Source organism: Acetobacter senegalensis (assembly GCF_001580995.1).
GTDB classification, from domain to species: domain Bacteria; phylum Pseudomonadota; class Alphaproteobacteria; order Acetobacterales; family Acetobacteraceae; genus Acetobacter; species Acetobacter senegalensis.
In genome coordinates this window covers 24,701-35,659 of record NZ_LHZU01000111.1, presented here as the reverse complement: position 1 = coordinate 35,659, position 10,959 = coordinate 24,701, and the positions used below count along the sequence as shown (strand labels likewise).

Sequence of the window (10,959 nt, the reverse complement as noted above, 5' to 3'; positions counted from 1 at the left end):
TACGTCACACGGTCCAGCGCAGGAAAACGGCCCAGCGTCGGGATGGTCGCACCGCCAGTGGCGAGGGGGGCGGAAGAATGCGATGTCACGGCAGAAAGCGCCGGTTTCTTGTCAGGAGAACTGTCCATGCGATCGTTTCCATCTTCTTGCTTGCGGCAAGCAGAATGCCGTCCTGAGTTGTGGTCGGAACTTGCTGCCCTTTGCGTGTCTTACGTCGCGCAAAATGTCTAGCGGACACTGCGATCCGCCATTTTGGTTTAATGTTTCTCGCCTGAACGCAAGGCTTCCTAAAAAACTAACTTGTGAATGTGTCTTTTTTGTCACATGATTTGAAAAAGGCTTGAGCTTGACAAATGGGCCGACCTATATGCAGGCCAACAGAACCTACGTGGCTGTGCCCGCCGTCCTGAACGGCTGCCGTAAGGCAAGCGGGCTAGACCGGTGCTTGGCAGGGCCACGTTTTTTGACACGTTACTAGTCTCATCCAGTTTATGATGCGGGCGTAAGAGAAGCGCCGGAAGCGGGGGTTTATGGCCGTACCGATAATGCAGGCCGTCAGGGTCGGCAAATATGTCGTCACACAGCATCTCAAGAAGCGTAAGCGCTACCCGCTGGTGCTGATGCTTGAGCCGCTTTTCCGCTGCAATCTGGCATGCGCCGGGTGTGGCAAGATTGATTACCCGGCGGCTATCCTGAACCAGCGCATGACGCTGCAGGAATGTCTGGATGCGGATGCGGAAGCAGGCGCACCGGTTATTGCCGTGGCAGGGGGCGAGCCGCTGCTGCACAAGGAAATGCCGGAAATTATCCGGGGTCTGATCGCCCGGAAAAAATACGTCTATCTGTGCACGAACGCCCTGCTGCTTGAAAAGAAGATGGATGAGTACGAACCCTCACCTTTCTTCTCGTGGGACGTGCATCTGGATGGTGACAAGTCCATGCACGATTCCTCCGTCTGTCAGGACGGGGTGTATGAACGCGCGGTTGCCGCCATCAAGAAGGCCAAGGCCCGCGGGTTCCGTCTGTCCATCAACTGCACCCTGTTTGATGGCGCAGACCCCAAGCGTGTGGCTTCCTTCTTTGATGAAGTGATGGCCATGGGCGTGGACGGAATCATGACCGCTCCGGGCTATGCGTATGAACGCGCGCCGGATCAGGAACACTTCCTGAACCGTCAGAAGACCAAGCAGCTGTTCCGTGACATCTTCCGTCTGGGTAAAGGCAAGAAGTGGCGGTTTACTCAGTCTCCGCTGTTCCTGAACTTCCTGGCCGGGAATGAGCAGTACCACTGCACGCCGTGGGGCAAGCCCCTGCGTAACGTGTTTGGCTGGCAGCGCCCGTGTTACCTGCTGGGTGAAGGCTATGCCAAGTCTTTCAAGGAACTGATGGAAGACACCAAGTGGGACGATTACGGCACCGGTAACTACGAAAAATGCGCCGACTGCATGGTGCACTCCGGTTACGAATCGACCGCTGTGATGGATGCCGTTCGTCGGCCCTGGCACATTGCTAAGGTTGCCCTGTTCGGACCGGAAACAGAAAAGCCGATGGCTCCGGAAATCTCGTTGGCCAACCAGCGCCCGGCCCAGTACGTGTTCTCCAAACAGGTTGAAGAGCAGATGGCGGAAATTGCGGCCCGCAAGCCCGCAAAAGCCCCGCGTGTGAAGGTTATCCGCACGGAAGCCAAAACGGATGCGCCTGCCCCGGCTAAAACGGACGCGGCACCGGTTGAAGCAACTGCGGCTGACTGATTTCGGGTTTTCCGACTCCATGAGGAGAAAGGGCGGTTCGGTAACGGACCGCCCTTTCTTTTTGTCCGCAGGGTGAAAAAGGACCAGATCAGGTTGTTTTATCGGTCTGCCAGATATACAGATCCCGCATAAGAAGATCAGCGCGTCTTGGCCTGCGTATAGGCGCAGTGCAGGTCAATGATGTCAGTCCTGTTTCTTGTTTGGTGAACTGGTTTCTCAGCGCAGCTTCCCCTATCGTGCGTTCCAGACATTCCGTCACGCAGGGCTTCTGTTTTTCATGACTGTTTCCATACTTGTCATTTTCCTCCTGATTTTCCTGAACGCAGTGTTTGCCATGGGGGAACTGGCGCTTATTTCTGTCAGAACACCGCGTCTTGCCATTCTCCGTGAGCAGGGCCTGCGGGGGGCGGATCGCGCCATGCGGCTGGCTGAAGATCCGCAGATTTTTCTGCCTACCGTGCAGATTGGCATGACCTTGGTGTCCATTCTGGAAGGCACATTCGGTGGTGTGCAGGTGGAAGCCCATCTGACTCCTCTGCTTGAAAAAATTGACGTCATTCGTCCCATAGCCGGTCAGGTTTCCATGGTGCTGGTGGTGTTGATCATCACAGCCCTCATGCTGGTTCTGGGTGAGCTTGTGCCAAAGCAGCTCGCCTTGCGGGAACCCGAGATCATGGCGGCGCGTCTGGCCCTGCCGCTGGAAATGCTGGCCTACGCCACCCGCCCCGTTGTGGGGCTGTTGCGGCAGTCTTCCAATCTGGTGCTCAAGCTGATGGGTGCTTCAGATGCAGTTAGCCAGACGCTGACAGAAGAAGAACTCAAGGCCTATATCGCTGAAGGCGCCAGAACCGGTGTGCTGGAACATGAAGAGCGCACCATGATTGAGCGCCTTCTGCGTCTGGCGGACCGCCCTGTGCGCGCGATCATGACCCCCCGTAATGAACTGTACTGGATTGATCGCCATGCGGGGCGTGAGGCGCTGATCAAGGCGCTGAAACAGACAACCTATGCGCGGCTGGTGGTGTGTGAAGGCGGCGTGGATAATCCCGTGGGCGTGGTGTTGGCCAAGGATATGCTGGACCGCACGCTTGATGGCATGCCTGTCTCAATAGAAGCCGGGTTGCGCCAGATGGTTGTGGTGCCAGACAGCATTTCTGCCTTTGATATGCTTGAACGCATGCGCAGCATACCTTTGGGCATTGCTTTCGTATTTGATGAATACGGGTCTTTTGAGGGAATAGTCACGGCCTCGGACCTGTTTGACGCCATTGTTGGGGAAGGCGTGCATGAAACCCAACAGGCAACGCATACGGCGCATGAGGCGACGCAGGACGATGTGCTGCTGCTTGATGGCACGGATTCAGCTGATGAAGTAAAAGACCGGCTGGGTCTGCGTAGCCTGCCAGATGAAGGCAGTTACCATACGCTCGGTGGTCTGCTGCTGGCTCTTCTGCGGCGCGTGCCAGCGGTAGGCGACAAAGTGGCCTATTCCGGCTGGTTGTTTGAAGTGGTGGATATGGAGGGGCGTCGTGTCTCCCGTGTTCGGGCCAGCCGTCAGGTGTTGGCTGAAAATTAGAAGACCGTCGCTATTTCAGATGGCTGTGGCCTGCCCCGCGTGAGAGACCTTTCATAAAGTTTCTCGGTGGAGGCAGGCTTTTCTGTTTTTGGTAAAACGCTCAGAACTCGGCTGACAGCGTAAAGTGGTACACACGCGGCAAGCCAGCATACAAGGTAGAGGCAGCGCCCGATGTGCCACTCGGTGCGCCGGTGAATACAGAAGCCCAGTAGCGTTCGTTCGTGACGTTGCTTACCCCGAAGCGCACAACCCAGGGGAACTTTGCTGCGCGGAAGGCATAACGTGTTCCAAGCTCCAGCGTGGTGTAGGACCCTGTGTGAAGCGTGTTGGTGACGTTGGCAGCGCGGTTGCCCATGTAATGAACATTGGCGTTGAAGGCCCAGCCCGATGCAAAGGAGCCAAAGGATGCTGGCAGGCGGTAATCAAGCAGCATGTTGGCCTGCAAGGGGGCCGCACCAACAATTTCCTTGTTGTTGAGGGCAGGGGAGGCTGCATGAACCAGTTCAGCATCCAGCCAGGTCATGCCAGCAAGAACGGACAGATTAGGCAGAACTTCGCCTGAAATCTGGGCTTCCACACCATAGTTCCGCTGTGTTCCGCCATATTGGTATGTCTGGCAGTTGCTCGCGGCGGCGCAGCCTGTTCCGTTGGCTGCGGCAACATACATGGCGTAAGGAGACGTCATCCGGAAACCGGCAACGTTAAACTGCATTTTCTTGTAACGCAGCTTGTATCCCACTTCATATTCTTCAGAATGCGCAATGGGCAGCGCCATGTTGGTGTTGGTGTAGCTTGCGTTATTGGGTGTGACAGGCCCAGCCTCAACTGACCGACCATATGTGAAGTAGATGGTCTGGTTGTCCGTGGGTTTATACATCAGGCTGGTGGTCGGGCTGAATGCAGCGGATGTCTGGAATGTGTCTCTCAAAGGGCTTTTGGCGTTAAGGGCGCTTTGCTGGTCAATCCAGCTCCAGGCCAACGTTCCCATAATGGACCAGTGTTTATTCAGGGTGAGCGTATCCCCAATGATAAAGGACTGGCTGGTGACACTGCTGGATTTATAGCGGCCGTGATAATAAGGCTGCGTGCCGCCGGACGGGGACGCCCCGTAGAGATTGTGTATTCCCAGATTCTGCGCGGCTGTGGTGGCGCCTGTGGGGTTGTAATTCCCCATCATGTACCCGTTGGTGCCGATCACCAGATCATGCTTGACTGGCCCGGTGTAAACACGGCCGTTGAAATACGCCATGTTACTGCCGACGCGAAAATCATTCGCGGTGGTGGTTGCCGTTGCGCGGGAGCTGAACCATCCGTCACTACCGCGCAGGCCGGAACAGGTCGTGCCGCCGTCACACAAGGTATCGGCAACGCCAAAAGCCTGCCGGGCGGCGTCCTGATACAATCCTCCCAGCGTAAAGCTCCAGTCTTTGTTGATCTGGTGCCTGATCTTGGCCAGGAACGTATTGGTTTCCATATTGTAGCCGCTCCATTCAGGAGCAAGGCGGCGACCCAGATCGGGTGCTTCGGGGAGCTTGTTTCCCCCGACACCGGTAGCCAGAATACCAAAACCGGGGGCTGAACCGCGCTGATCGTACGTGTAATGGCTGGCGTCGATTTCGATAACTGTCTTGTCATCAATATGGAAATCAAAATCACCGCTTACCATTTCGCGGCGCATTGAACTGCCCTGCGTATAGGCCGTGCCATCCGCATGCAGCATGTTCAGGCGATAGCCAAACCACCAATTCCGGCCCAGCCGACCGGAAATGTCGCCATTTACCGTAGGGGTGCCAATGGAATCCACACCAACGGAAAGGCGTTCAGTGCGGCGGTCCGTTGGGCGCTTGAGAGTGTATTCAAACACACCTGCCGGGTTCTGAGGCCCATACATTGCCCCGGCAAGACCATTGAGAACCTGCAGGTTATCAACCCATTCAGCAGGGTAGGGGGTGGTGGAAACCACATTCAGCCCGTCCAGGCGGGAGTTTGCAACCACATCGGATTCAAACCCACGGGACTGCGGGCGTGATGTGTTGGGGTCTCCGCGGATTTCCAACTGCACGGAAGGCAGATACTGCGCCATGTCATTCAGGTTGCGGATCTGCTGGTTGACCACAACGTCATGGGTAACCCCCATGACGGAATAAGGTGTATCCAGCGTATCCCGATTCCCCAGCGGCCCAAGATAGACAATCTTGTTCATATATTTGGCACCCGTACCATCTGCGGCGTGGTGGCCATGAACATTTACTGTTTCGCCGTTGGAACCATCAAGTATCCCGGCAATGGGCGTGCGGTTGGGGGTGGTTTTTTCAGTGGCAGAGGAAGAGGTTTTGGTAACCGTCGGTTTGCCAGTTGCGCGATGCTGTGCGGGGGTGGCGGCAAGTGCTGATGTGGTCAGCAGAAAAGCGCTCAACGTTCCTGTGGCGAAAGCGGTCTGAAAACGATCGGGCATGAATCAAGCGGGTCCGGCAAATGAAGGAAAATGGGAGACACGCTTCTTCTGCCGGGCCCAAGGGGGCATTGTCCATATTTGCAGGGATATAAATCTGTATAGGGTGAAATATAATCGTACAGTGATGCCAGAATAATACAGTTACGCCTCTCTTTCCCTTATGAATGAGAGAAAAAGAGGCTGTTTTGCGTATCAATCAGCTATCGGCGCTGCCTCATGCCTGCATCTGTGTTTCCGATGCGCAGGGTTTTTCAGGCATTGCAGGCCAGAAGGCTTCCGCGATGTCTGCCTGAAGCAGGGAAAGCTGGCCTTGTATCCACGTCATGTACTCATGCAGACCCCGGATGATGATGTCATCAGCCGTTTGATCCAGCAGGGTTACGCGGAGTTCGGCCACACGTTCCTGAAGGGGGCTGCATCGTCTCCGCAGGCTTCTATGGCCAGCCAGAGCTGCCAGTGTTGAATCCAGTTGACTGAGGTTGATGGCCAGAGAGCGCGGGAAACCTTCATTTTTCAGTAGAAAGCCCACCACGTTTGCGGGTGTTGTGGTTACGGGTTGCAAGCGCCGGAAGGCATGATAAGCCGCCGCAGACCGAAGAACAGACGCCCATTGGGTGATATCAATGTCCGACCCTATTTTTTCCTCTTGTGGAAGCAGGGTATGATAACGGATATCAATCAATCGCGTGATCTGGTCACTCCGTTCCAGATGTTTGCCCAAGAGGTAGAACAGCCACGCCTGATCTCGGTAGAGGGTGCCCTCCGTAATGCCGAAGTGGGTCTGACATTCCTGCTTCAGCCGGTTGCAGATACTCGAGAGGCTATTCAGACGGATATCTGAGAATTCAAGATCCTGAACCCAGCGTGTGAAAATATTGAGCTGCATCCACATCTCGGTGGAAATCAGCGGGCGCACGGCGCGAGCGTTTTCCCGGACGGAATGTGCCATGGCCTTGATGGAATTGGGGTTGGCGCGCTCCGTCACGTAAAAGACAAGAACGTCTTCTTCCGTGGCGCTGTCATGCAGACTGAAAAAACGGTCTTCGTCCGAATTCAACTGGATGATGGAATCCCAGCCGGTGTGGCCATCCGGTCCACGCACAAAGGCTTCTGTAACTTCCAGAAGACGGGCCAGGTTTTCAATACGCTCCATGTAGCGTGCCAGCCACATCATGCTTTCCGCATAGCGTGAAAGAAGATGATTCAGGCCCGGCAGAACGGAGGAAAGACCAAAGGCAATTTGTGTCATGATGCCAGCACCCATGTATCTTTGGAGCCACCCCCCTGAGAGGAATTGACCACAAGTGATCCCTTGCGCAACGCTACGCGGGAAAGCCCTCCGGGCAGAACCCAGGTGGAGCGTCCTGTCAGCGCAAAGGGGCGCAGATCAACATGGCGGGCTTCCACGCCGTCCTCGCACAAGGTGGGGGAGACAGAGAGATTGATCACCGGCTGGCTGATGTAATTTGTGGGGTTTTCCAGCAACCGGTTGCGAAAATCCTCAAGTTCTGCCGCGCTGGCCTGCGGGCCGATCAGCAGGCCATACCCGCCGGACTCTCCCACGGGTTTGATCACCAGCTTGTTCATGTTGGCGAGCGTATAGGCCAGTCCTTCCGGTTCAGCACAGATGTGCGTTTGCACGCTGTCCAGAATAGGGTCTTCATTCAGATAATAACGGATGATACGGGGCATGTAGGCATAAACGGCCTTGTCATCGGCAACGCCGGTCCCCAGCGCATTGGCAATGGTGACATTACCGCGCCTGTAAGCCTCCACCAGGCCCGGCACACCCAGCAGGCTTTCCGGGTTGAAAGCCAGAGGGTCCAGAAATTCATCATTCAGGCGGCGGTAAATGGAGTGAACAGGCCGAAGCCCAACAACCGTACGCATGTAAACACGGTGGTTTTCCACCACCAGATCTTTCCCTTCCACCAAGGGAACGCCCATTTCACGGGCCAGAAAGACGTGTTCAAAATAGGCTGAATTGTAAATGCCCGGAGAAAGCAGCACCACCTGCGGATCACTCACCCCCTCCGGGGCCACGTCACACAGGCTCTGGTGCAGGCGCAGGCCATATTCCTCCACAGACCGCAGCGGAAGGCCGGAGGCAAGATCCGGCATGAGGCGCAGCATCATATGCCGGTTTTCAATCACGTAGGACACGCCAGACGGGGTGCGGGCGTTATCTTCCAGCACCAGAAAGCGCCCTTCCTGATCGCGGATCAAATCTGTGCCGTTGATATGCACATATACCCCGCCCGGCACGTCTATCCCCACCATGGCGGAACAGTAATTGGGGTTTTTAAGCACCAGATCCGCCGGGATGATCCCATCCCGCAGAATGGCCTGGTCATGATAGATATCATGCAGGAACAGATTGATGGCTTTGACACGCTGTTGCACGCCACGTTCCACATGGTCCCATTCCTGTGCCGTCAGCACGCGGGGGATCACATCAAAGGGCAGAATGCGGTCTATGGCTTCCTTGTCTGAATAGACGGTAAAGGTAATGCCAAGGCGGTAAAGCTGCGCTTCAACTGCTGCGGCCCGGTGCCGCAGTTCCGCCAGATCAAATTTGGCCAGCCGGTTGTAGATACGGGTGAGGTCAGGCGGCGGCGCGTCCTTGCGGTTGAGGAGTTCGCAGAAAAAATCCGGAACGGAATAATCCGCAAAAATGCCAGCTTTCTGAGCGGGTGCATGTGTTAGCGAGTCAGTCATCCCCTGCCTCCCGATCCTGTTTCTGGCAGGTGGCTTGTGTGGAAGAGAGACCACGCAGGCTGCACGCCAGTTCATTACGATTAATTACTAACGGAGCAAGAATTCACGGCTTTGCCAAGTCGCAAAACCCATATTTGTTGTTTTTTCGAATCAGATGATTGCAGGCTGTTGCTGTCCTGAATAATCCTGTTACCGTAATGGGCTTCATGCTTTTCCGGTTCCCCGTCCCAGAGCAAGGAGGCCGGAGCGGAAGAAAGCAGAGATCAGCGTGTGCAGAGGACTTTCAGACCAGACATCATGAGTTCACATGTCATGCTGAGTCATCACACCCGGTATCAGTATGATCGCCCGGTATGTCTCGGCCCACAAACCATTCGTCTGCGCCCGGTGGCCACGGCAAAAACGCCTGTGCGATCCTATACGCTCCGCATCGGCCCACCGTGTAAACAGCAGACATGGCAACGAGATGCATACGGAAATGATGTTGCATGCGTGACGTTTGCGGAACGTGTGACCCATTTTGATATCAGCGTGCAGATGGAAGCGGATATCAGCCCTCAAAATCCGTTTGATTTCGTGCTCCGTCCGGATGTGACGCGCTGGGTTCCGCCTTCCTGGCGTGTGCAGTCAGCCCCTGTCATGGCAGGGCAGAGGCAATGGGTTGCGGCAGACCCACATGGCAGTCTGGCTCAGTCTCAATCTCAATGGTCTGTTCCGCACCAACCTTTTTATGGCGCGGCGCAGGAGTATGCGGCCCTTGCGCCTTACCGGCAGGCATCCGTACCGGGGCCACGCCAGTTGGCGTTTCTACAGGACTGGGTACAGAAAGCTCCGGTTGAGACGCTGGAAATGCTGGTTGGGCTTAACCGGGCTGTTGCGGCGCATGTCGGTTATCAGGTCCGGCTTGAACCCGGAGTCTGGACACCGGAAGAAACTCTAGCGCAGGCCAGTGGCTCCTGCCGGGACAGTGCATGGCTGCTGATTGCCCTGTTGCGGAATCTGGGGTTCGCGGCGCGTTTTGTGTCCGGCTATCTCATTCAGGCCACCCGCAACGGGGAGGGAGAGGAAATCCTTACCTGCGATCTGCATGCCTGGGCCGAGGCATTTTTGCCCGGTGCGGGCTGGATTGGGTTTGATACCACGTCTGGCCTGTTGACGGCGCAGGGTCATGTGCCTCTGGCGGCAACGCCTTCACCCGAACATGCTGCGCCGGTCTCTGGCCTGCTTGATCATTGTCAGGCAGTTTTTGATGTCTCCATGCAGGCACAGCGGCTGTATGGGCAGGTCGAGGTCTGAAGTCTCAGTGTAAACACTGTTGAAATATGTTGCTCTTTTCCATGCAGGCGCAGAGAGTACTGTCTTATGAGGCTTTTTACCTGCCAGTCCTGCCAACAGATTGTCTTTTTTGAAAATACAGTTTGTGAGGGGTGCCACCATACGCTGGGCTATCTGCCCGGTCTGTTCACGCTTACAGCGCTGGACCGGCTGGATAACGGATTGTGGCGTCCGCTGGCGCGGCAGGTGCGCAAGGCCGAACTGGCTTTTTGCGCCAATCATGCGCATGGGGTGTGCAACTGGTTGACGGCGGCCCCCCAGACGCATCAGGCCAGCTTCTGCGTTGCCTGTCAGTTCAATCGCATTATTCCCAATCTGGAAAAGGCGGAAAATCTGGAGCGCTGGCGTAAGCTGGAGGTCGCCAAACACCGGCTGTTCTATACGTTGCTGCGCCTCAAGCTTCCCATGAAGACCCGGCGGGAGGATCCGCAGAACGGACTAGCGTTTGATTTTCTGGATGACCCGCCTGATGGGGCGGACAATGTCATGACCGGCCATAGTAACGGCGTCATCACCATTGCCCTGAAAGAAGCGGATGATGACCAGCGCGAGCGTATGCGTGTGGAAATGGGGGAGTATTACCGCACGCTGCTAGGGCACTTCCGGCACGAAAGCGGACATTACTACTGGAATCTGCTGGTGCGCGATGGTGGCCGGCTGGACTCGTGTCGCGCTGTGTTTGGAGATGACCGGGAGGATTATCAGGAAGCCCTCCTGCGGCATTACCATCGTCCTCCGCCGGAGGGATGGCGGGAGCAGCATGTCAGCCTGTATGCGACCTCTCATCCCTGGGAGGATTTTGCCGAGACATGGGCGCACTACCTGCATATCGTCTCCACGCTTGAAACCGCATGGGCTTATGGCGTGACCATCAGCCCGGGTGTTGCAGGAGGGCAGGCATCCTGGCCCGACAAGCGCGGCAATCCTTACACGGATGCCTCATTTGAAGACATCATTCAGTCCTGGCTTCCTTTGACCTATGCCGTCAACAGCCTGAATCGGTCAATGGGGCTGCCGGATTTCTACCCGTTTGTGCTGACGGATGGCGTGGTGAGAAAGCTTTCTTACATCCACACTCTTATAAGAGAAGTCCAGGCCCTTCGCTCCTGAAGTCTGGATGCCAA

General features: G+C 56.0%; 7 protein-coding genes. 4 read left to right on the top strand and 3 right to left on the bottom strand.

The genetic code is table 11. From position 1 onward, the window contains the following. Positions 1-530: 530 nt before the first annotated feature. Both hpnH and AD948_RS04785 read left to right on the top strand, forming a co-directional pair. The gene (gene hpnH / locus AD948_RS04790; protein WP_039903878.1) at positions 531-1,751 is read left to right on the top strand and encodes an adenosyl-hopene transferase HpnH; all 1,221 of its coding nucleotides are present in this window, start codon (positions 531-533) and stop codon (positions 1,749-1,751) included. Between the two features lie 277 nt (positions 1,752-2,028). Then, positions 2,029-3,327, top strand: a complete 1,299-nt coding sequence (locus AD948_RS04785; protein ID WP_039903896.1) for a hemolysin family protein — start codon at positions 2,029-2,031, stop codon at positions 3,325-3,327. 100 nt (positions 3,328-3,427) lie between these two features. Here AD948_RS04785 and AD948_RS04780 read toward each other — a convergent pair whose 3' ends face one another. The 3 genes from AD948_RS04780 to AD948_RS04770 form a co-directional block, all read right to left on the bottom strand. After that, positions 3,428-5,782 (bottom strand): TonB-dependent siderophore receptor, encoded by a 2,355-nt coding sequence (locus tag AD948_RS04780; protein WP_061470943.1) that lies wholly within the window; start codon positions 5,780-5,782, stop codon positions 3,428-3,430. A gap of 214 nt (positions 5,783-5,996) precedes the next feature. Continuing rightward, complete coding sequence (locus AD948_RS04775) at positions 5,997-7,046, bottom strand: alpha-E domain-containing protein (protein ID WP_405055312.1); 1,050 nt, start codon at positions 7,044-7,046, stop codon at positions 5,997-5,999. Next, complete coding sequence (locus AD948_RS04770; RefSeq protein WP_035377283.1) at positions 7,028-8,500, bottom strand: circularly permuted type 2 ATP-grasp protein; 1,473 nt, start codon at positions 8,498-8,500, stop codon at positions 7,028-7,030. The genes AD948_RS04775 and AD948_RS04770 overlap by 19 nt, the downstream gene beginning before the upstream one ends. Before the next feature lie 297 nt (positions 8,501-8,797). Here AD948_RS04770 and AD948_RS04765 point away from each other — a divergent pair, with 297 nt between their 5' ends. Beyond that, a complete protein-coding gene (locus AD948_RS04765; protein WP_248845919.1) occupies positions 8,798-9,796 on the top strand; it encodes a transglutaminase family protein in 999 nt (332 codons plus the stop codon). A gap of 66 nt (positions 9,797-9,862) precedes the next feature. After that, on the top strand, positions 9,863-10,945 hold the full coding sequence (locus AD948_RS04760; RefSeq protein ID WP_006558123.1) for a zinc-binding metallopeptidase family protein: 1,083 nt from the start codon (positions 9,863-9,865) through the stop codon (positions 10,943-10,945). Positions 10,946-10,959 lie beyond the last annotated feature (14 nt).

Excerpts from the sequence above, each read along its gene's own strand:
- hpnH (WP_039903878.1), top strand. The coding sequence starts at position 531 with ATGGCCGTACCGATAATGCAGGCCGTCAGGGTCGGCAAATATGTCGTC.
- AD948_RS04785 (WP_039903896.1), top strand. The coding sequence starts at position 2,029 with ATGACTGTTTCCATACTTGTCATTTTCCTCCTGATTTTCCTGAACGCA.
- AD948_RS04780 (WP_061470943.1), bottom strand. The coding sequence starts at position 5,782 with ATGCCCGATCGTTTTCAGACCGCTTTCGCCACAGGAACGTTGAGCGCT.
- AD948_RS04775 (WP_405055312.1), bottom strand. The coding sequence starts at position 7,046 with ATGGGTGCTGGCATCATGACACAAATTGCCTTTGGTCTTTCCTCCGTT.
- AD948_RS04770 (WP_035377283.1), bottom strand. The coding sequence starts at position 8,500 with ATGACTGACTCGCTAACACATGCACCCGCTCAGAAAGCTGGCATTTTT.
- AD948_RS04765 (WP_248845919.1), top strand. The coding sequence starts at position 8,798 with ATGAGTTCACATGTCATGCTGAGTCATCACACCCGGTATCAGTATGAT.
- AD948_RS04760 (WP_006558123.1), top strand. The coding sequence starts at position 9,863 with ATGAGGCTTTTTACCTGCCAGTCCTGCCAACAGATTGTCTTTTTTGAA.